The sequence below is a fragment of the Actinoplanes sp. G11-F43 genome (assembly GCF_050589265.1).
Taxonomy (GTDB): Bacteria; Actinomycetota; Actinomycetes; order Mycobacteriales; family Micromonosporaceae; genus Actinoplanes.
The window spans coordinates 115,853-138,143 of the sequence record NZ_JBNZCE010000019.1 but is presented as its reverse complement, the minus strand read 5'-3'; the positions used below and the strand labels follow the sequence as shown (position 1 = coordinate 138,143).

Sequence of the window (22,291 nt, the reverse complement as noted above, 5' to 3'; positions counted from 1 at the left end):
AACCAGCGGTCCCGAGAGCAGTCTCGGAGCGTGAGCTAAACCTCTAGATCGGCGGCCAGGGAATAGCCGGCCAGTCGGTCGGCGGCTGCGGGAACCGGGCGGCCCGCAGCAGCCGTTTCACCCGCAGGGCGACGTGCTGCACCTCGGAGATGGTCAGGTGATCCTCCAGCGAAGAGGCGAGATCACCGGACAGATCCGCCATGAGGCGTTCCAAAACAAGCACAGCCTCGGGCGGCAACGACTGCCCGGTCCAGCCCCACAGCACGGTGCGCAGCTTGTTCTCCACGTGGAAGCTGACACCATGGTCGACGCCGTGCACCCCGCCGGTCGCCGGGTAGAGCACGTGCCCGCCCTTGCGGTCGGCGTTGTTGATCACCGCGTCGAAGACCGCGAGCCGGGCCAGGCGGATGTCGTCGGCGTGGGCCAGCGCGTACGCGTCCCCGTCGTCGTCCCGGGCCGCGGCCACCGGGAACCAGCCCTCGGGCACGTCGTACGCCGGGACGAACCCGATCAGCGCGGGCACCTCGGCCGGCTCGTCGATCCACAGCTGCAGCGCGCCGGGGCCGAGCGGGCCATCACGCAGGATGGTCGGCGGCACCAGGTCCCAGCCGGTGGCCCGGGACACCAGATAGGCCGACACCTCGCGGCCGGCCAGGGTGCCGTCCGGGAAGTCCCAGAGCGGGCGCTCACCACGGACCGGCTTGTAAACGCAGCGCCGAGTCAGCCCGTCCAGGCTGATCTCGGCGCGCAGGGTGGTGTTGGAGGCGTCGGCGAGGCGCCCCTCTATCTCGATGCCACCCCGTTCGAGCAGGGTGAGCGCATCGGCCTCGGCCAGCACGGACGTGGGCTCCGCCGTCACCGGTGGTAACCGTTGTGCCGGGGGCAGAGGTGGCCGGCCGGGTCGAGCGGCTGACCGCAGAGCGGGCACGGCGGCCGGCCGGCGGCGACCACCCGGCGGGCCCGGTCGATGAAGGCGCGGGTGGCCTCGGGGGTCAGCCGCACCCGCAGCCGGTCGAGATCCTCGTCGGGCTCGTCGTCGTCCTCCTCGTCGTCGTCGAGGGAGGAGTCGTCGAGGGAGGGATCGTCCAGCCCGGAGCCGCCGAGGTCGGCCTCGGGCTCACCGGCCTCGATCGCCTCGATCACGACGGTGCTGGTGTCGACGTCGAAGGCCAGGCCCAGGGTGCCGACCCGGAACTCCTCGTCGACCGGGCTGTCCAGGGGCTCGTTGTCGTGCACGGCCACCAGCGGCGAATCCGGCAGCGACACCCCGAACCGCTTGTTCGCCTCGAGCAGCAGCTCCTCGAGCTTCTCGGCGAGCAGCGACACCTGGACCTTCTCCAGCGCCACGCTGATCACCCGGCCACCGCCGCGGGCCTGGAGGTAGAACGTGCGGTCACCCGGCTCGCCCACCGTCCCGGCGACGAACCGCTCCGGCGGCTCGAATGCATGCACTTGGTGGGTCATGGCACCAACCCTAGCCATCCGCGGGGATATCCGCGCGGGTCACCGTGGCCGGTTCGCCGAGGGCGCAACGGGGCCTACGCTGCGGCGATCAGACGATCACCCTGCGCTGTCAGACGCCTCCTCCGGCCCCGCCGCCGACCGCCGCGTCACCCGCCGGGACAGCCGTCTTCGGCGGCACCAGTGAGCCCAGCTCGCCGGTCTCGTTGACCCTGACCACGAAGGGCCTGGTCGGGGTGTACCGGATGACGGTGATCGATGCCGGATCGGCCACGATCCGCTGGAACTGGTCCAGGTGCAGACCGAGCGCGTCGGCCACGATGGCCTTGATCACATCACCGTGGCTGCAGGCCAGCCAGACCGCGCCGTCGCCGTGCTCGGCGGCCACCCGGGCGTCCCACGACCGGATCGCGGCGACCGCCCGCGCCGACATGTCGGCCATCGCCTCACCGTTCGGGAACACCGCCGCGCTCGGATGCTGCTGCACCACCGGCCAGAGCGGCTCCTTCGCCAGCTCGGACAGCGGGCGGCCCTCCCAGTCGCCGTACCCGCATTCGATCAGCCCGTCCTCCAGCACCGGCTCGGTGTCCGGCAGGGCCAGCTCCAGGGTCTGCCGGCAGCGGATCAGCGGGCTGCTCACCACCGCGGCCAGCGGCAGGTCCCGCAGCCGCTCACCGGCCCGGACCGCCTGGCCACGGCCGGTGTCGTCGAGTTCCACCGGCTGCCGCCCGGCCAGCCCGCCGGAGGCGTTCGCGGTGGTCCGGCCGTGCCGCATCAACAGGACGGTGGCCATCAGCTCGCCACATCCGCGTCGGCGAACGCCTCGGCGACCACCCGCAGGGTCTCCAGGCCACTGCGCAGATCACCGACGTACGGGCTGATCGACAGGGTCCCGACCCCGGCCGCCGCGTACGCCCGGATCCGCTCGGTGACCTGCTCACGCGTACCGATCAGGGAGGTCCTCTCGATGAAGTCCCGGGGCACCGCCGCGGCCGCCTCGGCCGGCTGCCGGCTCAGATAGAGATCCTGCACCAGCTTCGCCTCGTCCGGGTAGCCCATCCGGACCGCGATGCCGTTGTAGAAGTTCTGCTCCCGGCTGCCCATGCCACCGACATAGAGCGCCGCGTACGGGCGGACCACGTCGGCACACGCGTCCAGGTCGTCGCCGAGCACCGCCGGCACCGAGGCGACCACGTCGAACCCGTCCAGGGTCAGCCCCCGCTTCGCCCGGCCGGCCGCGATGTGCCGCAGCTGCTCGGCCGCCGCGTCCGGCGCCACGAAGATGCCCAGCCAGCCGTCCGCGATCTCGCCGGCCAGCTCCAGGTTCCTCGGCCCCACCGCGGCCAGATAGACCGGGATTTCGGTACGGGCCGGGCGGAACCCGAGTTTGAGGGGCTTGCCGGCGCCACCGGGCAGCGGCAGCTCGTGGAACTCACCCCGGTACGCCACCGGCTGACGGGACAGGGCCATCCGGACGACGTCGACGTACTCACGCGTACGGGCAAGCGGTTTAGCGAACCGCACACCGTGCCACCCCTCGGAGACCTGGGGTCCCGACACGCCGAGGCCCAGCCGGAACCGCTTGCCGGACAGGGTGTCGAGCGTCGCTGCGGTCATCGCCGTCATCGCCGGGGTGCGTGCCGGGATCTGCATCACCGCGGCGCCCAGATCGATGCGCTCGGTCTGCCCGGCGATCCAGCCGAGCATGCTGACGGTGTCCGAGCCGTACGCCTCCGCCGCCCAGACCACCGCGTACCCGAGCCGGTCCGCCTCCCGGGCCATCGCGAGGTGGTCGGCGGGCGTGCTCCACGCCGCCTGATAACCGAGGCTGAGTCCGAGCCGCACTGGCCCTCCCGAGATCTTGGAATGTCCGCTGGCAAGACTACTGATACGGCGACAGGGCTGTTTCGGTCCGGTAACCGACCCACCCGGCCGATGCCGCGGCATTTCGCTGAGCAGGGAGTCTGAATAAGGTTCACTCATGCATCAGCGACCGCTCGGCCGAAGCGGGCTAGCGGTTTCGCGGCTCGCCCTCGGCACCATGACCTGGGGACGGGACACCGACCCGGACGACGCCTCGGACCAACTCAAGATCTTTTTAGAGGCCGGCGGTACGTTGATCGACACCGCCGACGTGTACGGCGACGGTGACGCCGAGGCGGTCATCGGCTCCCTGCTCGACCACCTGGTCCCCCGCGACGAGGTGGTGATCGCCACCAAGGCCGGCCTCACCCCGCACCGCTACCGCCCGCGCGACGCCTCCCGCGGCAACCTGCTGCGCTCCCTGGACGCGTCACTGCGCCGGCTCGGCACCGACTACGTCGACCTGTGGCAGATCCACGGGTACGACGCGCAGACCCCGTTCGAGGAGACCCTGGCCGCCCTCGACCACGCCGTCGCCACCGGCCGGGTCCGCTACGCCGGCGTCTCCAACTTCGCCGCCTGGCAGACCGCCCGCGCCGCCACCTGGCAGTCCGCCTACCCCGGGCGGGCCCCGATCGTCGCCGCCCAGATGGAGTACTCCCTACTCGAACGCGGCATCGAACGCGAGATCCTGCCGGCCGCCGCCGCCCTCGGCTTCGGCGTGCTCGCCTGGTCCCCACTGGGCCGGGGCGTGCTCACCGGCAAATACCGCAACGGCCGCCCGGTCGACTCCCGCGCCGCGACCGAACACATGGGCGCGTTCGTCCGCCACTACCTGGAACCCCGCAGCTCCAGCATCGTCGAGGCGGTGGTGACAGCGGCCGGCGGCCTGGGCGTCGCCCCACTGGAGGTGGCCCTGGCCTGGATCCGCGACCGCCCCGGCATCGTCGCGCCGGTCCTCGGCGCCCGCACGGCCGGCCAGTTGCAGGGCGCCCTCCGCGCCGAACAGCTCACCCTGCCCGCCGAGATAGCGATGGCCTTGGAGGACGTCTCCGCGATCGAGGTCGGCTACCCGGAACGAGAGGGATCCCACTACCCGGAGGGCTGAACCGTCCGCCCTCCCCCGCGGTACACCCCGGTGACGAGGGTTCACGAGGCGGGGGATCATGGGTGGTGAACTGTTCATCGACGTGGCCGGTGTCAACTCGCTCTACAACCAGCTGCAACGGGCCGCTGACGACACCGAGGACTCGCTGTCGTACGTCGAACGTCATTCCGATCTGAGCCCGTTCCAGCAGGGCCTGTGGACTCAGGTGCTCACCCCTCACGAGGTCGCCCGGCACGAGATGACGACCTCGCTGGCCCGGCTGCGCCTGCTGGTGGCCAACACGGCCACGCAGGTCAACCTCGCACAGGTCGAGTTCTCCCGGGAGGATCTTCGCGCGGCCCGGGATCTGGACCACACCCGGCCCGGCGCCGTCGACCCCAACGTCCTGGCGAGCAGGCTGACCCAGGAACGGCTGCGGATACCGCCCGGCGGTTCGCCGTTCGCCGACCCCGCCGAGCCGGTCGATCACCTGGTCACACCACAGGATCCGAAGGCCGAGTTCTGGTCCTTCAACCCGATGGTCGACCTGATCAGCCCGTTCGCCTATCTCCGGCAGGCGGCGATCTGGGTGTTCGATCACGACCCGTTCGAGCTGTGGACCGAGTGGTTCGCCGGGGACTGGGATTCCTACATCCTGGCCGGGGCCGCCATGGCGAACGCGGGGACCGCCGCCGGCGCGATCGGCGACAACCTCGCCGCCGGTGCGGTCGCCCTCCCGTCCGTCTGGCGGGGGAACGCGGCCGAGAACTACCAGGAGTACCAGCTGCGACTCGCCGGAGCGGCGAGGTCGCTGGAGGACCTCGGGAACAACTTCAACGCCCTGTACCGGGAGTCCGCCGAGTGTGTGAAGAACTTCTACGATGTCTTCAGCGGACTCTTCGTGAAGATGATCGATTCCTTGCTGCTGGTGAGCATCGGCCTGGCGGGCGGGACCGCCATGATCGCCACATTCGCGGGTTCGGTGATCGGCTACTCGGTGGCGTTGAGTTATGCCATCTACGCGATCGATCTGTACAACGAGATGTCGAGTGCCTTCACCCACGCCGAGAACGCACTGAAGGCGATCGCCGGGTCCATGGCGGCGCTCAAGGCCTCGGCCGAACTCACCGGACTACCGACCATCGAACCGTATCGGAGCCCCGGGAACTGACCGGGCGAGAAGGAGACGCGATGAGCCGCAGCATCATCGACGACCCGGTGGCCAGGGCGTTGATCGAGCACCTCGCCGCCAGGCGCGGGAACGGCGATCCGGTCGGCGAACTGACCCGGGCCCTGCTCGACGGCGAGCCGGGTCGGGAACTGGTCCGCAACAGCTGGCTGGGCGAGGGCCTGGCCGAAGCCGTGGCGAACGGGAGATCGGAACTCTGCCGGATGTCACCGGAGCAGCGCGCCGACATCGAGCGGGACGCCGCCCGCCTCGGCCGGGACCGGGCCCGGGTGGGTGAAGCGTGAGCACCTGGCTCCGTCTGCAGATCGCCTCCCCGTTCATCGTCTTTCCCGCGCTCTTCCTGGCCGCGACCGTGGGTGGCGCCTACATCGTGTGGTCGACCGTCGACAGCACCGCCTGGCGCGCACTCACCCTGTTCCTGTGCCTCATGCACGTCATCTGTGTGGGCGTCGGCGTCTCGATCGCGGTCGACCGCGAGCTGGACAGCTTCCCGTGGCGCCGGATGGTGACGGTGGTGCTGTTCCTCGCCCTCAGCCTCGGGGTGGTCTGGGTCCGGGAGATGGTGCAGTTCTCGCCCACCGGTGTGACGCACGGGTCTGGTCTGTAAGCGGGGGCCGGGCGCATATTAGATCGCATGGACTACGAATACGCGCCGCTGCGGTTGCCTTCGAATGTCGATCGGCTGACCGCCGCGGCGCAGCTCGCCATTCAGGCGGAGTTCTCCGGGTGGGAGCTGGCCCGGGTGCAGCTCTTCGCCGACGGCACCCGCAAGGTGGTGCTCCGCCGCCGCCTGCAGAGCACCCCGCAACCAGGCCTCAGCTACTGACGAGGCGGGCACTGAGCGCGCAGGGGGTAACCCGGCCCGCTGGGGTAACCCCGGCCCGCACGAATCGTGCCCGCTGAGGCCGAGGGTGCCGAAAACGACTAACCGATCGTGGTCGTTCTCGGTGCCCTCGGCCTCAGCGTGAAAGGGCACGATTCAGCGAGCCGGAGGCGAAGCGATCAAATTCAGTGCTTGTGACCCGCGTGGTCGTGATCGTGGTCGTGGTCGTCCTCGTCCGGCAGGAACGGGTGCTCGTCCAGCCGGCCGACCAGCAGATCGGTCTCGACCGGGGCGAACGGGCCGGACCCGTCGGCGTCGTCGAACGCCTCCAGGTCGAGGGGCTCGGCGACCTCGGTCACCGTGAGCAGGCCGTCGAGCGGCTCCAGCTCGGGCACGTCGAGGGACGCGAGGGAGCCGTCGCCGGCCTGCAGCAGTTCCAGCACGGCCTCGCCGACGGACTCGACCGGGCCGGCGTCCTCGTCCTCGGGGACCGAGCTGCGCCGGGCGGTCTCGGCGACCCGCATCAGGGCGGAGACGCTGGGCACCCGGTAGTCGCGGCGCTGCCGGACCGAGACGACCCGCTCGTACGGGTCGGCGCCCGTGTCGCCGGCGCCCTCGCTGATCTGGCCGAAGCGCTTGTCCGCCTCGTCGGGGTCGATCGACTCGACGTCCCACGGCGTGACCTCACCGTAGGCGTCGAGAAGCTTCTCGTCGTACGCGAACGAGGCGTTGTTCAGGTCGACGTACGCCTGCCAGACGTCGTCGTCGTCGATGCGGCCGGCAGCCGCCTTGACGGCCGCGAGGTGCGCCCGCGCCGCCTCGATCACCCGGTCGAGGGCGACATCGAGTTCGGCGTTCTGGTCGGTCATGGGATGGGGGTCCTTCCGCAATTTCAGCTGTTTCGGAGCAAACGGTCGAGCACACGCACGCCGAACTTTAGTCCCTCCACCGGAACTCGCTCGTCGATGCCGTGGAAGAGGGCACTGAAGTTGAGGTCGGGGGGCAGCCGGAGCGGGGCGAACCCGAAGCAGCGGATCCCGAGGGTCGCGAAGGCCTTGGCGTCGGTGCCTCCGGACATCAGGTACGGCACGGTACGCGCCCCGGGGTCCTCGGCGCGCAGCGCGGCACCCATCGCGTCGACCAGGTCGCCGTCGAAGGCGGTCTCCACGGCCGGCTGCTGGTGCACGTGCTCGATCTCGATGTCCGGCCCGATCACCTCCCGGAGCTCGCGCAGGAAGGCGTCGGCGTGGCCGGGCAACGTACGGCAATCGATGGTCGCGGACGCCTTGCCGGGGATGACGTTGTCCTTGTAGCCGGCGGCGAGCCGGGTGGGGTTGGCGGTGTTGCGCAGCGTGGCGCCGATCAGGTTGGCGATCGGGCCGAGTTTCGCGACGGCGAGTTCCGGCTGCTCCGGGTCGAGTTCGATCTCCAGGGCGTCGCTGACCTGCTCCAGGAAGGCCCGCACGGTGGGGGTGACGACGGTCGGGAAGCGGTGGTTGCCGACCCGGGCGACGGCTTCGGCGAGCCTGGTGACGGCGTTGTCGTCGTGGATGAAGGAGCCGTGGCCGGGCCGTCCGGTGGCGTGGATCCGCAGCCAGTCGAGCCCTTTCTCGGCGGTCTGGACGAGATAGAGGCGAAGATCGTCATTGATGGTGTACGAGTACCCGCCCACCTCCCCGATCGCCTCGGTGCACCCCTCGAACTCCCCGGCGTGGTTCTGCACGAGCCACTGGGAGCCGTACTCCATGCCGGCCTCTTCGTCGGCGGTGTACGCCAGCACGATGTCGCGGGGCGGGGTGTAGCCGGTGCGCCGCCACTCGCGCACGGTGGCGAGGACCATCGCGTCGAAGTCCTTCATGTCGACGGCCCCGCGGCCCCAGAGGTAGCCGTCCTTGATCTCGCCGGAGAACGGGTGCACCGACCACTCGCCGGCGTCGGCCGGCACCACGTCGAGGTGGCCGTGCACGAGCAGCGCGCCGCGGCCGGAGTCGGCGCCGGGGATCCGGGCGATCAGGTTGGCACGCCCGGGCGCCGATTCGAGCAGCCGTGACTCGACGCCGACCTCACCCAGCTTCTCCGCGACGTACTCGGCGGCGGCCCGCTCCCCGACGGTGGTCCGCGGGTCGCCGGTGTTGGTGGTGTCGATGCGGAGCAGGTCGCGGCACAGGTCCACGACCTCGTTCTCGGCGGTGGTCGTCATTCGCCCTTCTTACCAGCATCTTGTGACGGAGGTTTGCGGGGAGAACCGTATCGGGTACCCGCTCTGCCGTGCCTCATGCGAATCTTCCCCCGCTGCCGCCGATGGGTGGCGAGACTACTGGGCGCAGCATCATCGATGTGGTCGCCGAACAGCACCGCGAGATCATCTCGCTGACCGACCGGCTGGCCGCCGACCCGTCCGACCGTAAGGTCGCCTCGGTGCTGGTGGCCACGGTCTCCCGGCACCTGTCCGCCGAGGAGCAGTACCTCTATCCGGCGATCCGGACGGTGGTGCCGGGCGGTGGCCCGATCGCCGACCGCGAGCTGGCCGAGGATCAGGAGCTGCTGAGGTTGCTCAGCGGACTGGAACGGGGCGGCGACGCGACGAACATCACCGAGTCGATCCGCCGGCACGTGGCGGCCGACGCGGAGGAGCTGCTGCCGCTGCTGGAGCAGATGGCGCCGGTCGAGGACCTGATCCGTCTGGGGAACCGGTTCGAGACGTCCGAGGAGGCCGCTCCGACCCGGCCGCACCCGGCGACACCAGCCCGTCCGCCCTGGAACAAGGTGGTCGATCCGCTGGTGGGAGTGCTCGACAAGCTGCGGGACGCGGTCACCGGGCGTACGACGTACACCAGGGATCTGTGACCAAAAGCCGGTTTACTACCCGGAAGTAACATTGGTCCTGTTCGTTCATACGTTTGTCACAAGATGCCGATCATTCCACGTCTCGTGCACTAGCGTTCGATCCCTTTCTAGTCCTAACGTCACGCTATGAACCTCGAGCTGCGGCATCTGAAGGTGGTCTGCGCCATCGCGGAGACCGGCAGCGTGACCAAGGCCGCGTCACAACTCGGCCTTGCCCAGCCTGCGCTCACCGCACAACTCCAGCGGATCGAGCGCACGCTGGGTGGCCCGCTGTTCGACCGTGACCGCCGGGGGGCCCGACCGACGGCCCTGGGCGAACTGGTGCTCTCCCGCGCCAGAGTGCTGCTGCCCGCGATGAAGGGTCTGCAGGACGAAGCCGCCCGGCTGGCCGCCGGCGGTGGACACGACACCATGAGCAGGTACCGGATCGGCGCCATCGGTGGCCCGGTCGTCGCCCACCTGGTGCACCGCCTCTCCGCGGCCCAGCCGGAGGCACAGATCTCCACCCACGCGTCGTACTACATCTCCGAGCTGTCCGGCATGGTCCTCGCCGGCAAACTGGACTACGCGCAGGTGGGTGTCTGCGGAGACGCGCTGCCGTCCGCGGAGTACGGCCTGGTCTGGCAGACCATCGGCGTGGACGCGGTCTGCGTGCTCCTCAAGGAGGACCACCCACAGGCCAAGAACGTCGAGGTGGACCTGGCCGAGATGGCCGACGAGGCATGGGTGGCCGGGGCCGGCGACGGCTGCTTCGCCGACTGCTTCGCCGCCGCCTGCGCCCGCGCCGGATTCGCCCCGCGCCGGGTCCTCGAATCGGACGTGCGCAACTGCGTCGACATGGTGGAACTGGGCCTGGCCATCGGGCTGTGCCAGCCGACCTTCCGCCCACCGGCCGGACTGGTCAGCCGGCCGCTCCGGGGCGCCCCACTGCGCTGGCGGCTGGTGCTCGGCTGGCACCCGGACTCCCCGGCGGCCCGCAGCGCGCCCAAGCTGATGGACCACGCGGCCGAGGCGTACCAGGACATCCTGGCGCGCAATGAGGCGTACACCGAATGGATGCGCACCCAGGAACCGCAACATCTCGGCGGCAGCAACAGCCAGCTGGCCGCGGCCTGAGCACCGGGGCGCCGCGTGCGGCGCCCCGGCAACGCGCTACCCGACCGCGGACATCTCCACGTCGAAGGCGAGCTCACCGTCGCGGGCGTCGACCCGGACCGTCCGGCCCGGCGCCAGATCCGCCGCGAGCAGCATCTTCGACAGCCGGTTGTCCAGCTCGCGCTGAATAGTCCGGCGCAGCGGCCGGGCCCCGAACTCGGGCTGGAAACCCCGGTCGGACAGCCAGTCCACGGCCGCCGGAGTGACCTCCAGCCGGACGTCCTGGGCCTCCAGCCGGCGCCGGGTCTCGGCCAGCATCATCTCGGTGATCCGGTGCAGCTGGTCGCTCTCCAGCTGCCGGAAGATGATGATCTCGTCGATCCGGTTGATGAACTCCGGCCGCAGCTGCTCCTTGAGCCGCTTGTCCAGGCGGTCGCGCAGCCCCTCGTCACCGTCCGAGGCGCCGAACCCGACACTGCGGGTGCTCCCGTTGATCAGATCGGAGCCCAGGTTGCTGGTCATGATCAGTACGGTGTTCCGGAAGCTGACCGTCCGGCCCTGACTGTCGGTGAGCCGCCCGTCGTCGAGCACCTGCAACAGCAGGTTGAAGACATCCGGATGGGCCTTCTCGATCTCGTCGAGAAGCACCACGCTGTACGGCCGGCGCCGCACCGCCTCGGTCAGCTGCCCCGCCTCGCCGTACCCCACATAACCGGGCGGCGCCCCGACCAGCCGGGACACCGTGTGCCGCTCCTGGAACTCGCTCATGTCCAGCCGGATCATCCGGTCCGCGTCCCCGAACAGCGCACCGGCCAGCGACCGGGCCAGCTCGGTCTTGCCCACCCCGGTCGGGCCGAGGAACAGGAAACTGCCCACCGGCCGCTCCGGGTCACCGAGCCCGGCCCGCGACCGGCGCACCGCCTCGGCCACCGCCTCCACCGCGTCGTCCTGCCCGATCACGTGCGCGTGCAGGTCCTCCTCCAGGCGCAGCAGACGGTCCCGCTCGGCCTCGGTCAGCTGCGCCACCGGAATCCCGGTCGCCCGGGAGACCACCTCGGCGATCTCCCCCTCGGTCACCCGCGGCACCCCGGCCATGCCCGCGCCGCCCCCGGCCAGCCGCGCCTTCAGCTCGTTGATCCGGTCACGCAGCTCCGACGCCTGCTCGTAGTGCTCGGCGGCCACCGCCTGATCCCGGTCCCGGGACAACTGCTCCAGCTCCCGCTCCAGCTCCCGGCGGTCGGCGTCCGGCGTCTTGGTCCGCAATCGGACCCGGGCGCCGGCCTGATCGATCAGGTCGATCGCCTTGTCCGGCAGGAAACGGTCGGTGATGTACCGGTCCGACAACACCGCCGCCGCGTCCAGGGCCTCGTCCGTGATGCGTACCTGATGGTGGGCCTCGTAGTTGTCCCGCAGCCCGCGCAGGATGGCCACCGTGTCCTCGACACTCGGCTCGCCGACCAGCACCGGCTGGAACCGGCGGGCCAGCGCGGCGTCCTTCTCGATGTGCTTGCGGTACTCGTCCAGCGTCGTCGCGCCGATCACCCGCAACCGGCCCCGGGCCAGCGCCGGCTTGAGCATGTTGCCGGCGTCCATGCCGCCGCCCTCACCGCCGCCGCCCGCCCCGACCAGGGTGTGGATCTCGTCGAGGAAGACGATCAGGCCGTCCCCGGACGCCTGGATCTCCTCGATCACCTTCTTCAGGCGCTCCTCGAAGTCGCCGCGGTACTTGGTGCCGGCCACCAGCCCCGCCAGATCCAGCTGCACCACCCGCTTGTCCTGCAGGGTGAGCGGAACCTCGCCGTCCACGATCCGCTGGGCCAGACCCTCCACCACGGCGGTCTTGCCGACCCCGGCCTCACCGATCAGAACCGGATTGTTCTTGGTCCGCCGGGACAGGATCTCCACGGCCTGCTCGATCTCGTCGGCCCGGCCGATCACCGGGTCGATCTCCCCACGCCGCGCCGCCTCGGTCAGATCCACCCCGAACTGCTCCAGCGTCGGCGTCGGCGCGGTCTGCTGATGCTGCGCCTTCGGCAGCTCACTGTGGTGCGGGATGGTCCGCGGGTCGACGATCCGGCCGGCCAGCAGACGGCCCGCGGCCGAATCGGTGTTCAGCCCCAGCGCCATCAGAATGTGCTCCGGCCCGATGTACGACGCGCCCACCGCCCGGGAGATCTGCAGGCTGTCCAGCAGGGCCCGCTTCGCGGCCGGGGTCAGCGCGATGCTCTCCGGCAGCTCACCGGCGGCCGCCTCCGGCCGGCCCATCTCGGCCAGCAGGCGATCCGGGTCGGCGCCCGCGCGGCGCACCGTCTGCTTCATCGGCTCCTGCTGCAGCACCGCCCAGAGCAGGTGATCGGTGTCCAGATCGGCGAGGGTGCGCTCCCCGCCGGCCAGCTCGGCGGCCCGGCGCGCGGCATCCGCCAGCACCTGCCGGGCGTCGTTGCTCATGTAGCGCGCGATGTCGAAACGCTGCGCCGACCGGCGCGGCTCGGCCGCACCGAAGAAGCGGGCGAACAGGTCGTCCCACTGACCGGGCCCAGCCGGCCCGAACGGTCCGATGCTCATCAGTCTCTCTTCTCCTGGTACCTGGAACGGCAAACCGGCGCCGTCCGCCTGTCAACAGCGCGTGAAACAGCCCGGCGATTCCCGGATCGCGGAAAAAGTTGACACGACTACACTCAACTTCATGGCGGCGTCCCAGGATCCACCCTCCCTCACCCCGCTCTTCCAGGAGCCGGAACCGGCCGACCCGGACCGTCCCGGCCCACCCGGCGCGGGCCGCCCTCCCACCCACACCACCCCGGACAGGCACCCCGCCCCGGACATTCACCCCGCCCCGGACTTTCACCCCACCCCGCCCGACACCGGCCACCGGCCCACGCCGGCCGGCCCGGACCGCCGTCTCGCCCCGGACGAAGCGGGCCGTCCCGTCCTGATCGTCGACGGCGCCAACGTGGTCGGTTCAGTCCCGGACGGCTGGTGGCGCGACCGTCCCGGCGCCGCCGCCCGGCTCCGCGACAACCTGGCCGGCCTGCACATGACAGGCCTGCCCGGCCTGCCCGCACCGGTCGAGGTGATCCTGGTCGTCGAGGGCCGGGCCCGAGACGTCCCCCAGGGCCCACCCGGCGTCCACGTCGAACGAGCCACCGGCTCCGGCGACGACAAGATCGTCGACCTGGTCCGGGAGACGGCCCCCACCCGCCGCACCGTGGTGGTCACCGCCGACCGCGGCCTCCGCACCCGGGTGACCGCCTTGGGCGCCGAGGTCCGCGGCCCGTCCACGGTCCCCCGCTGACCGGCCCGCGTGGCGAGTTCGGGTGCGCTCCGCCCCGGAACTCACCACACCCCGCCCTCCGGTCCGCGTCCCTCCAGGTCCGCGGCGGCTTCCGGGCCGATGACCGATCCCAACCCCATGTGGGTACGCCACTCGGGCCCACGCCGATCGGGTAGCCCTGCCCGGTCCGCGCGACGTCCGCGCCGCTGACGGACCGCCCGGCGACCGCCGGGCCGAATGCGGTGGCCGGGGAACCCACTCGACACGACAAGTCCAGACAGAGTCCCGCCACCCCGGCGCGCCGGAGAACCGACCCGGCGAAAGGCATGTCCGGCGAAAGACGTGTCCGGCGAAAGGTGTGTCCAGCGGAGGGCGTGTCCAGCGGAGGGCATACCGGGAGATCCGCCCACCAGGAGCTCGACCGACCGGAGACTCGCCCGGCGGAGGGGACACACGGCGATCGGGCGGCGGGCGCCCCCTGACAAGCGCACCCGATGACGGGCCGTGCGCCGCCAACAGCCCTCCGGAATCTTGTTCTCGGCTGCTGGCCCGCTCGCGGTCAATTCCCGCGCGAGTGCCCGCTTCCGGCCCTATCCCTGACCGATCTTGGTGGCTTTACCACCTTTTCGAGTCTTGTTCTCGGCTGCCTGATCACTTGCGGTCAATCCCTCACGCCGGCGACCCGCTCAGCAGAGATCTTGGAGGATTTACCACCTTTTCCGGTGGTAAATCCTCCAAGAACGGCCAGGGCGAAGCTGGAAGGCGGACACTCGCGCGAGGAATTGACCGCGAGTGGGCCAGCAGCCGAGAAGAAGGCTCGATCCGATGGAAAGTCCTCCAAGATCAGCCAGGGCCGGGCCGGAAGGCAGGCACTCGCTCGGGGAATCGACCGCGGACAGGCCAGCAGCCCAGAGGAGGACTCCCGCCGGCGGCAAAGCCACCAAGATCACCGCTGGGCGAGTCGCCGGCGCGAGGGATTGACCGCAAGTGATCAGGCGGTCGAGAACAAGACTCTCCGGCTCGGCAAGCACACACGATGACGGACCGGGTACGGCCAACGGGCGCTCCAGGCCCCACAAAACGTATATCATAACAAACCGGGTGCCACCACCAGCACCCTCGGCCCCGACAAGCACGCACCATGACAAACCGGGTGCCGCCGATGGCGCCCTCGGCCCCGACAAGCACGCACCACCGCAGACCGGGTGCCGCCGATGGCGCCCTCGGCCCCGACAAGCACGCACCACCGCAGACCGGGCGCCGCCGATGGCGCCCTCGGGCCCGGCAAGCGCGCATGGACCGATAAGCGTGTGGTGCCGTCGGCCCGGGGCACCGGACACCCACCCACCAACCAGGAGTCATCCGTGCCCGGCGGGCTTGCACCGAGGCGGGCTTCGATCGTGTGGTGAGTTCCGGCGCGGAGCGTGCCGGAACTCACCACACGGGCTGGACGGATCACCCGGCCGCGCCGGGGAGGGCGTCCCCGGCGCGGGTGATCCGAATGGCCCCGCGGGGCCCCTCCAGTCCATAGTGGATCATCTTCGGATAGGATCTCACCAGGGCTGCCGTCCGGGCGCCCGGGGAAAGCGGCGTCGTGTCGTGGTGGGCACGGGGCGGCAAAAAGGGGCACCGGAGGACGGCCCGGCGGGAACCGGGCGGTATTCTGGGACCGCAAGTCGTAAACCCGCACAGGAGGCTGCCCGGGTGGCCAGTGTCGCCGAGCTCAGAGCTGCCGTCGAGGCAGCGCTTCAGCAGGTCACCGAGGGACAGCAGGCGATCCAGGCGGCGCGCGAGAAGATCGGTGAGGCGCAGCAGAGTCTGGCCGCCGCCCTCGACGGCAGCGCCAGTGACGCGGTCGGTGCCGCGCACGCCTCGCTGTCGCAGGCCGAGCAGCAGCTGGAGGATTCGTTCACGGCGACGCTCGCGGCGGTCGAGCAGGCGCACAGCTACACGGCGAGCCTCTGACGCGATGTCGCTGCTGCAGGATCTCGGCGCCCAGCTCCGCGCCGCCGCCGACGGTCTACCCACCGGTGAGGTCGCCGCCGCGATGAACAAGCTCCGCAGCGCCACCGAACTTCTCCGATGGGTGCAGGAGGAGTCCAGCCGGGACATCGGGGTGGCCCGGCTGGGGCACGCCACCGAGCACACCGAGAACGCGGCGGCCGCGCTGCGCGCCACCCAGGACGCGATCGAGCGCTACCTGGCCCAGTTGGGGCTGGGTGCCACCCCGGGCGCGGTGCCCGGCCAGGAGTGGCGGACCGCGATGCGCCGTGAGGAGGAGCGGCCCCGGCCGGAGCAGCCGGAGGGCGAGCCGGAGCGGCCGGAGGCGCTCGGCCCCTGGTGGCAGCAGCGGGTGGCCCAGCTGACCGGTGAGGCGCCCTCGGCGGAGCGGGCCGGGCGGACCGGTGAGCAGGCGGACACCTCGGAGCTGCTGCGCCGGATCGCCGCGGGGGTGCGGGCCGGTGACCGGGCCCGGCTGGGGCGGGAGCTGCACGCGGTGAACGCGTCGACGGGTCTGGGCCTGTCCGCGGTGACGCCGACCGTGCTGCACCGGCTGGCCGGTGACCTGCTCGGCCACGATCCCCGGCCGGAGGACGTGCCGCGGCTGCGGACCGCCGCCGAGGGCCGGGTGAAGTCGCTGCTGCCGGGCACCGAGCCGCACGTGCTGGAGACCCTGCTGGACCGGATCTGCCGGGTGCCGGTGCAGCAGCAACAGCAGAAACGTGGCGACCGGCCGGCCGGGCATCCGGCGGACACCGCGGTGACCGCGAGTGTGCTGACCGGTGTGCTGCTGGCCCGGCTGGGCCGGGACGCCGGTTCGCTGGATCCGAACACCCCGGAGCCGGTCCGTCCCCGCCCGGACGAGGCGGAGGAGCGCAGGTGACCGTGACGATCACGACGATGCCGGCGGGTCATGGCTGAGTCCACCAAGAACCGTGTGATGGAGATCCGGGCCGGGCTGTCGCACGCGCTCGGCGCCGCGCAGATCGCCCTGGCCCGGGCGCAGGACGCGGTGGAGGCCGCCGAGGCCCGGTTCGAACGGGTCCGGGCCGCCGCGTCGGCCCGGCGGCGCAAGCTGGTGGCGGCCCGCGACGAGCGGACCGCCGAGATCGACGCGTGGCACGACGGCGAGCTGGCGGCTCTGGTCGGGGTGGCCGCGGCGGCCGCCGGCCGGGCGGCGCCGGGCGCGGCCGGAGAGTCCTGGGACCGCTGGGAGGCGACGCCTCTGGAGCGGGCGGCGGAGCTGCGGGTGGGCCGGCTGATGTTGCCCGAGCCGTCGGTGGCGTCCCGGGAGGACGCACCGGGCGGGGACGACGACCGGGCGGCCGGGGCCTGGGCGTCCGCGCCGGGCGCCGGTGCGGAGAGCGCCGCACCGCGGTCGGCTTCCGAGGTGCCGGCCCTGGTGGGGCTGCTGGATCACGGGCACATCGTGGTCCGGGACGGCGATCACCGCGCGGCCGACGCCGTGGTGGCCGGGTTGCTGTTGCGGGCGCTGGGCACCAGCCTGCCGGGCACGGTCCAGATCGTCGGATACGACCCGGAGCATCTCGGCGGCGGTCTGGCCGGGTTCGCCCCGCTGGCCCCGGCCGGGGTGCTCACCTTCGTCGGCCCGGGTGGGCTGGACAAACTTCTGGACGAGCTGGTCGGTCACGTCCGGCGGATCAACGAGACGGTGCTGGCCGGTGAGTACACCTCGCTGCGTGAGCTGCACTCGGCGACCCGGCGGCGGCCGGAGCCGTGGCGGGTGGCGGTGCTGCTGGGCGGGCCCGAGTTGTCCCGGCACGAGCGGTCGCAGCTGGACCGGCTGCTGCGTACCGGCGCGGCCTGCGGGGTGCATCTGGTGATCCGGGGGCTGCCGGTGGAGGCGGGGCCGGGGATCGAGTTCATCGACGCGGCGGACGGCGACGGGGCTCGGATCGAGAGCGCGGGGGCGTTACCCGTACGGCTGGATCCGGCTCCTCCCCCACATCTGGTGACGGCGACCTGTCGCCGGATAGCGGAGTCGGTGGCGGCCGGGCCGGCGCCGGTGGCGCTGGACAGTCTGCTGCCGGAGCAGGGCGCGGAGTGGCGGGAGTCGGCGGCGACCGGGCTGACCGCGCCGCTCGGGGACAGCCCGCAGGGCCCGCGGGTGCAGGTGACGCTGAGCGACTATCCGCCGCACGCGCTGATCGCCGGCCCGTCCGGCACCGGTAAGACCAACTTCATCTACGCGTGGATGGGCGCGCTGGCCGCCCGCTACTCCCCCGACGAGCTGGCGTTCTACCTGCTCGATTTCAAGGAGGGGGTGTCGTTCGCCCGGTTCGCGCCGGGCCGGCGGGATCCGAGCTGGCTGCCGCACGTACGCCTGGTCGGGGTGAACGTCAACACCGACCGTGAGTTCGGTCTGGCGCTGCTCCGGTTCCTCGGTGGTGAGTTGCGGCGCCGGGCGGACGCGGCCAAACAGCACGAGGTGACGAATCTGGCCGAGTTGCGCGCCGAGGATCCGGAGGGGGTCTGGCCGCGGATCGTGGCGGTGGTGGACGAGTTCCAGGTGCTGTTGTCCGGGCGGGACGGGGTGTCGGCGGAGGCTGTCGACCTGTTGGAGGACCTCGCCCGGCGGGGCCGTTCGCAGGGGATCCACCTGATTCTGGCCAGCCAGGACGTGTCCGGCATCGAGGCGTTGTGGGGGCGGCCGGCGCTGGTCGCCCAGTTCAGTCTGCGGATCGCGCTGCCCCGGGCCCGGCGGGTGCTGGCCGAGACGAACGCCGCCGCCGACTCGCTGCCGCGCTATCACGCGGTGGTGAACGCCGACTCCGGCGCGGTGGAGGCGAACCGGGTGGTGCGGGTGCCGGCCGCCGGGGACCGGGAGCAGTGGAGCGCGCTGCAGCACCGGTTGTGGCGGCGCCGTCCGGCCGAGTCGGGCCCGCCCCGGCTCTTCGACGGTGACGTGGTCCCGAAGCTGGCCGACAGCCCGGATTTCCGGGCGCTGCGGGCCGGGGACGCCCCGGCCGCCCCGGTGGCGCTGCTCGGCGAGACGATCGACGTGCGAGCCCGGTCGGCGCGGACGGTGCTGCGCCGCGCGCCGGGCCGGAACCTGGCGGTGCTGGGCACCCGGGTGGACGAGGCGTGCGCGATCCTGGCTACGGCGGGCCGTTCGCTGGCCGCCCAGTTCGGCCCGGACGGCGCCCGGTTCTCGGTGGTCTGCCTGGATCAGGACGCGCGGGCGGCGGCCGAGGCGTTGCACGCCCACATCCCGAACAGCGGCTGGTATGACGCGGAGAACGTGAACTGGCTGCTGGAGGACGCCGTCGGTGAGGCGAACGGGGCGTGGCCGGCGGACCGGCCGCACTTCATCCTGATCTATGCGGCGGACGCGCTGCCGGGCGGCAAGGTGGCCGCCGACCAGCTGGTCACCGTGTTGCGCCAGGGGCCGGAGCGGCGGCTGCACGTGCTGGGCTGGTGGCGTGGGGCGGCACTGCTGCGGGACGCGCTGGGCGGCCCGGCCTCACGGACCGACGCGATCGGCGCCTGGGTGGCGCTGGACGTGCACGGCAGCGAGCTGTCGCCGTACTACCCGGGTCAGGGGGCGCCGAACTGGTACCCGCGCCCGTGGCGGGCCCTGCACTTCGACCGTTCGGTGCATCGGGGCGCCGAAGTGATCATCCCTTACGGAAACTCATGAGCGAACTGGAACCGGCCGACCTGGACCGCGCCGACTACCGGGTGGTGCTGCACCGGCTGACCACCCTCGACAACCGGGCGACCGGGCTGCGGGAGGAGGCGGCGGCCTGGTACGACGACCGGGTGGCCGCCGCCGACACCGCGGTCAAGGACGCCCGGGCCGAGCTGGAGGAGGCCCGGCGGGCGGTCCGGGAGGCCCGGCGGGATCTGGAGCAGGTGGACGCGCGGGCGGCCGGTCTGTGGTCGGATTTCGTGCACCGGATCGGCCCGGCCGCCGAACGGTACGGCCGTAACCTGCCGGAGGCGAGCATCCCCCGGCAGCGGGCCGAGGAGCGGGCCGCCGGTGACTATCTGGACGAGGTGGAGAACCGGGTCAAGTACATCCCGCCGGCCCGGCCGATCACCTTCGCCACCAAGGTCCTGTTCGTGATCCTGGGGCTGGTCGGCGGCGGTCTGGGGGTGGCCGGCAATCTGCTGGTGCGCCGGACCGGGGAGGCCGCGGGCGGCGACTGGACTCAGGCCGCGCCGGTGGTCGCCCTGCTGGTGCTGCTCTTCTTCCCGATCCTGGCGGTGATCGTCGCCAAGCTGATCGCCGACCGGCGCGGGACCGGGCTGGACACCGCCGCGGTCGTCACCGTGCTGGTGACCGGGCTGGTGACGGCCGGGTTGCTGTTCACCGCCGTGCAGGTGGCTCAGCCGGCCTGATCAGGTCGGCGGGCTGAGCGAGAGGTGGCGCTCCGCTTCGTCCCGGAGGGCCTGCGGCACGTCCGGGCCGGTGTCGTCGGCACCGTGCGCCTCGTCGTACTCGTAGTCGCCTTCGGCGGTCTCGTCGTGTTCTTCCGCGGTGTCGGTCATACCTGCCGTTCTACCCGTGGATAGGTGGGGCACGCCCGCCGAACCGCTGATTTTCACCGATCCGGATAAACAGTTGTTCAGTAATGAATGCTCTTCCGGCGGCGGGAATTACCCGCCGCCGGAAAACGGGTCGTCAGCTCGCCCGGCGCTCCCGCACCGACTTGCAGTTCACACACGAGGTGGCCGACGGGAACACCTCGAGACGCTCCACCGGGATCGGGTTCGAGCAACCCTCACAGTTGCCGTACGTCCCGTCGTTGAGGCGCGCGAGCGCGTGCTCCGCCTGCGTCCGGCGGTCCAGCAGAGTCTTCAGCAGCGAGGTCGCCGCGTCCCGCTCCGCCGTCTTGGAACCGCTGTCGGCCTGGTCGTCGCCGGCCGCGTCGCCGATCTCCACCAGCCGCAGCCGGGTGTTCTGGGCGACGGCCTCTTCGTACTCGGTGTTGAGTTCCTCGAATCGGCCTTGCAGGATCACCCGGATCTGCTCGATCTCCTCGGTCGAGCGCAGCCCCTTCACCGCGCTCGCGCCCTTGCCTGCGACAACCGCTCCGTTGACGAGCATGCAGTCCCCCTGCCCTTCACTCAGCCCCAGCCGGTGGGCATCCGCCGGGTCACCCTCGTCCCGGGCCGGCTCGCTGTAGGAGCCGGACGATACCCACCGCCGAAGATCCCAAACGGGACCCCCGCGAAAAAGTAACCGGAGCATAACTGTCAGTGGTCGAATCCGCCACGGACTCGGCATTCGGGTCTCGCGAAGAGCGCCGGCCGAGGGTCACCAGCCGCCCTCGACGAGCGCCGGGCGACGCGGGTCGTCGAGACGAATCACCATGTCAGCGAAGGTTTCCGGGGCCACCTCGGCGCGGTAGCGGCGGTACGCCGGAAGAGTCCAGGCGAACTCCGCGGGCGTCCGCCGGGCCAGCGCCGCGGCGGACACCTCAAGGTGGACGGAGAAGTCGAACGGCAGCCCGGAACCGAGCAGCAACGGGCCGCTGACCAGCACGATCGCGCCGGGCGGCAGCTCCCGGTAGGGCGCCCGGGCGGCCCGGTCGGCGCTCGCGTCCCAGAGCCGCTCGACGATCCGGCCGGACCCATCCGGGCCCGCCGGGGCCAGCACCTCACGGATCAGGCCGGCCTCGTCGAACCATCCGGTGTAGAACGCGTCCGGGTCGGTCCGCCCGAACTCCAGCCGCACCGAGGCGGGGCGCAGGAAATCGCTGGTGTCGACGCGTACGGCCGGGCGGCCGCGGACCCGGAGCGGGCCCACCAGGGCGTCGGCGAGACGGCCCGGATCAGCGGCCGGGGCGCCGTCGAAAGCCACCCGGAGATGATTGTCGGATTCCCGACTGACCAGCCGGTCGGCGAGATCCTCGACGAGGTTCTCGAAGGAGACGGGACGGACCTGCATGGCTCAATCGTGCGGCAGGAGCAGGATGTTGGCGTCGTCGGCCAGCCGGTAACCCACCCCGTAGACCGTGGTGATCAGCGGCAGGTTGTTGCCGAGCTTGAGCCGCAGCCGCCGCACGTGCACGTCCACCGTGCGCTCCCCGGCCCGCTCGTAGCCCCAGACCGCGGTCAGCAGCTGGGCCCGGGTGAACACCCGGCGGGGCCGCTCGGCCAGGAACTGCAGCAGGTCGAACTCCAGACGGGTCAACGGCAGCGCCACGCCCTCCAGGGTCGCCTGGCGCGACGAGGTGTGCAGCCGCACCTCCGGGCCACCCGGCTCGGCCGCGGCGTCCTCAGCCGGCTCGGCGGCCGCCTCCTCGCCCTCCGGCAACGACGCCGCCGGCTCCACGGTGACCGTGCCCTTGCTCAGCTCGACCAGCTCGCGGACCGCGGCGAGCAGCCGGTGCGCCTGTGGGGAGACCACGTCGCCGGTCAGCGGGATGGCGAGCGTCACGGTCAGCGCGGGCTCGGCGGCACCTCGGGGGGAACCTCTGCCCGGCCCCGTGGAACGACGATCGGCACGCGGTGACAATGCGCTGACCGGCATTGATTCATCCCCCAGAATTTGCTGCAGCAAGCGAATACGACTGATCACTGTGCGTAAAGCGGGGCCGATAATTCCCGCCTTCAGGCTAGCGGGTCAAGTCAACGATCCACAGTGTGGGAACACGGTTCCATATTGTCGTTCGTCACACA

General features: G+C 71.5%; 23 protein-coding genes. 12 read left to right on the top strand and 11 right to left on the bottom strand.

Features of this window, described 5'->3' with window-relative positions; all coding sequences use genetic code 11:
- Positions 1-43: 43 nt before the first annotated feature.
- From ACQ0O7_RS23585 to ACQ0O7_RS23570, 4 genes are all read right to left on the bottom strand, one after another.
- Positions 44-859 carry an SCO1664 family protein gene (locus tag ACQ0O7_RS23585; RefSeq protein WP_430784352.1) on the bottom strand — a complete coding sequence of 272 codons (816 nt, stop codon included), beginning with the start codon at positions 857-859 and terminating at the stop codon, positions 44-46.
- Positions 856-1,464 (bottom strand): DUF3090 domain-containing protein, encoded by a 609-nt coding sequence (locus ACQ0O7_RS23580; RefSeq protein ID WP_430784351.1) that lies wholly within the window; start codon positions 1,462-1,464, stop codon positions 856-858. Before ACQ0O7_RS23580 ends, ACQ0O7_RS23585 begins: the two co-directional genes overlap by 4 nt.
- Positions 1,465-1,573: 109 nt before the next feature.
- Positions 1,574-2,254: a histidine phosphatase family protein gene (locus ACQ0O7_RS23575; RefSeq protein ID WP_430784350.1), complete on the bottom strand. Its 681-nt coding sequence runs from the start codon at positions 2,252-2,254 to the stop codon at positions 1,574-1,576.
- Positions 2,254-3,306, bottom strand: coding sequence for an LLM class F420-dependent oxidoreductase (locus ACQ0O7_RS23570; RefSeq protein WP_430784349.1), 1,053 nt, complete (start codon positions 3,304-3,306; stop codon positions 2,254-2,256). Before ACQ0O7_RS23570 ends, ACQ0O7_RS23575 begins: the two co-directional genes overlap by 1 nt.
- Before the next feature lie 136 nt (positions 3,307-3,442).
- Here ACQ0O7_RS23570 and ACQ0O7_RS23565 point away from each other — a divergent pair, with 136 nt between their 5' ends.
- Genes ACQ0O7_RS23565 through ACQ0O7_RS23545 form a run of 5 tightly spaced genes read left to right on the top strand, consistent with a single transcriptional unit; the run spans position 3,443 to position 6,426 of the window.
- On the top strand, positions 3,443-4,432 hold the full coding sequence (locus ACQ0O7_RS23565; protein WP_430784348.1) for an aldo/keto reductase: 990 nt from the start codon (positions 3,443-3,445) through the stop codon (positions 4,430-4,432).
- A gap of 58 nt (positions 4,433-4,490) precedes the next feature.
- Entirely contained in the window at positions 4,491-5,582 is a 1,092-nt protein-coding gene (locus tag ACQ0O7_RS23560; protein WP_430784347.1) for a hypothetical protein, read from the top strand.
- 20 nt (positions 5,583-5,602) lie between these two features.
- Positions 5,603-5,884: a hypothetical protein gene (locus ACQ0O7_RS23555; protein ID WP_430784346.1), complete on the top strand. Its 282-nt coding sequence runs from the start codon at positions 5,603-5,605 to the stop codon at positions 5,882-5,884.
- The gene (locus tag ACQ0O7_RS23550; RefSeq protein ID WP_430784345.1) at positions 5,881-6,207 is read left to right on the top strand and encodes a hypothetical protein; all 327 of its coding nucleotides are present in this window, start codon (positions 5,881-5,883) and stop codon (positions 6,205-6,207) included. The genes ACQ0O7_RS23555 and ACQ0O7_RS23550 overlap by 4 nt, the downstream gene beginning before the upstream one ends.
- A 27-nt stretch (positions 6,208-6,234) precedes the next feature.
- Positions 6,235-6,426, top strand: coding sequence for a DUF5703 family protein (locus ACQ0O7_RS23545; protein WP_430784344.1), 192 nt, complete (start codon positions 6,235-6,237; stop codon positions 6,424-6,426).
- Positions 6,427-6,608: 182 nt separating this feature from the next.
- On the opposite strand, the gene ACQ0O7_RS23540 is transcribed toward ACQ0O7_RS23545, so the two are convergent.
- Both ACQ0O7_RS23540 and ACQ0O7_RS23535 read right to left on the bottom strand, forming a co-directional pair.
- Positions 6,609-7,292 carry a hypothetical protein gene (locus tag ACQ0O7_RS23540; protein ID WP_430784343.1) on the bottom strand — a complete coding sequence of 228 codons (684 nt, stop codon included), beginning with the start codon at positions 7,290-7,292 and terminating at the stop codon, positions 6,609-6,611.
- 23 nt (positions 7,293-7,315) lie between these two features.
- Complete coding sequence (locus ACQ0O7_RS23535; protein WP_430784342.1) at positions 7,316-8,623, bottom strand: M20/M25/M40 family metallo-hydrolase; 1,308 nt, start codon at positions 8,621-8,623, stop codon at positions 7,316-7,318.
- Between the two features lie 101 nt (positions 8,624-8,724).
- On the opposite strand from ACQ0O7_RS23535, the gene ACQ0O7_RS23530 reads away from it, so the two are divergent.
- Entirely contained in the window at positions 8,725-9,270 is a 546-nt protein-coding gene (locus tag ACQ0O7_RS23530; RefSeq protein WP_430784341.1) for a hemerythrin domain-containing protein, read from the top strand.
- Positions 9,271-9,396: 126 nt separating this feature from the next.
- Positions 9,397-10,386, top strand: coding sequence for a LysR family transcriptional regulator (locus ACQ0O7_RS23525; RefSeq protein ID WP_430784340.1), 990 nt, complete (start codon positions 9,397-9,399; stop codon positions 10,384-10,386).
- Between the two features lie 36 nt (positions 10,387-10,422).
- Here ACQ0O7_RS23525 and ACQ0O7_RS23520 read toward each other — a convergent pair whose 3' ends face one another.
- On the bottom strand, positions 10,423-12,930 hold the full coding sequence (locus tag ACQ0O7_RS23520) for an ATP-dependent Clp protease ATP-binding subunit (protein WP_430784339.1): 2,508 nt from the start codon (positions 12,928-12,930) through the stop codon (positions 10,423-10,425).
- Between the two features lie 367 nt (positions 12,931-13,297).
- On the opposite strand from ACQ0O7_RS23520, the gene ACQ0O7_RS23515 reads away from it, so the two are divergent.
- The 5 genes from ACQ0O7_RS23515 (at position 13,298) to ACQ0O7_RS23495 (ending at position 20,005) form a co-directional block, all read left to right on the top strand.
- Complete coding sequence (locus ACQ0O7_RS23515; RefSeq protein ID WP_430784470.1) at positions 13,298-13,660, top strand: hypothetical protein; 363 nt, start codon at positions 13,298-13,300, stop codon at positions 13,658-13,660.
- A 1,683-nt stretch (positions 13,661-15,343) separates the two neighbouring features.
- Positions 15,344-15,604, top strand: coding sequence for a hypothetical protein (locus ACQ0O7_RS23510; protein WP_430784338.1), 261 nt, complete (start codon positions 15,344-15,346; stop codon positions 15,602-15,604).
- A 4-nt stretch (positions 15,605-15,608) separates the two neighbouring features.
- Complete coding sequence (locus ACQ0O7_RS23505) at positions 15,609-16,523, top strand: hypothetical protein (RefSeq protein WP_430784337.1); 915 nt, start codon at positions 15,609-15,611, stop codon at positions 16,521-16,523.
- 57 nt (positions 16,524-16,580) lie between these two features.
- Positions 16,581-19,301: an FtsK/SpoIIIE domain-containing protein gene (locus ACQ0O7_RS23500; protein ID WP_430784468.1), complete on the top strand. Its 2,721-nt coding sequence runs from the start codon at positions 16,581-16,583 to the stop codon at positions 19,299-19,301.
- Positions 19,298-20,005: a hypothetical protein gene (locus ACQ0O7_RS23495; protein WP_430784336.1), complete on the top strand. Its 708-nt coding sequence runs from the start codon at positions 19,298-19,300 to the stop codon at positions 20,003-20,005. Before ACQ0O7_RS23500 ends, ACQ0O7_RS23495 begins: the two co-directional genes overlap by 4 nt.
- Here the strand turns inward: ACQ0O7_RS23495 and ACQ0O7_RS23490 are convergent, their stop codons facing one another.
- The 4 genes from ACQ0O7_RS23490 to ACQ0O7_RS23475 form a co-directional block, all read right to left on the bottom strand.
- Complete coding sequence (locus ACQ0O7_RS23490; protein WP_430784335.1) at positions 20,006-20,155, bottom strand: hypothetical protein; 150 nt, start codon at positions 20,153-20,155, stop codon at positions 20,006-20,008. It lies immediately after the preceding gene.
- A 133-nt stretch (positions 20,156-20,288) separates the two neighbouring features.
- The gene (locus tag ACQ0O7_RS23485; protein ID WP_430784334.1) at positions 20,289-20,714 is read right to left on the bottom strand and encodes a TraR/DksA family transcriptional regulator; all 426 of its coding nucleotides are present in this window, start codon (positions 20,712-20,714) and stop codon (positions 20,289-20,291) included.
- Between the two features lie 210 nt (positions 20,715-20,924).
- The gene (locus tag ACQ0O7_RS23480; protein WP_430784333.1) at positions 20,925-21,557 is read right to left on the bottom strand and encodes a uridine kinase; all 633 of its coding nucleotides are present in this window, start codon (positions 21,555-21,557) and stop codon (positions 20,925-20,927) included.
- A gap of 3 nt (positions 21,558-21,560) precedes the next feature.
- Positions 21,561-22,049 carry a winged helix-turn-helix domain-containing protein gene (locus tag ACQ0O7_RS23475; RefSeq protein ID WP_430784332.1) on the bottom strand — a complete coding sequence of 163 codons (489 nt, stop codon included), beginning with the start codon at positions 22,047-22,049 and terminating at the stop codon, positions 21,561-21,563.
- Positions 22,050-22,291 lie beyond the last annotated feature (242 nt).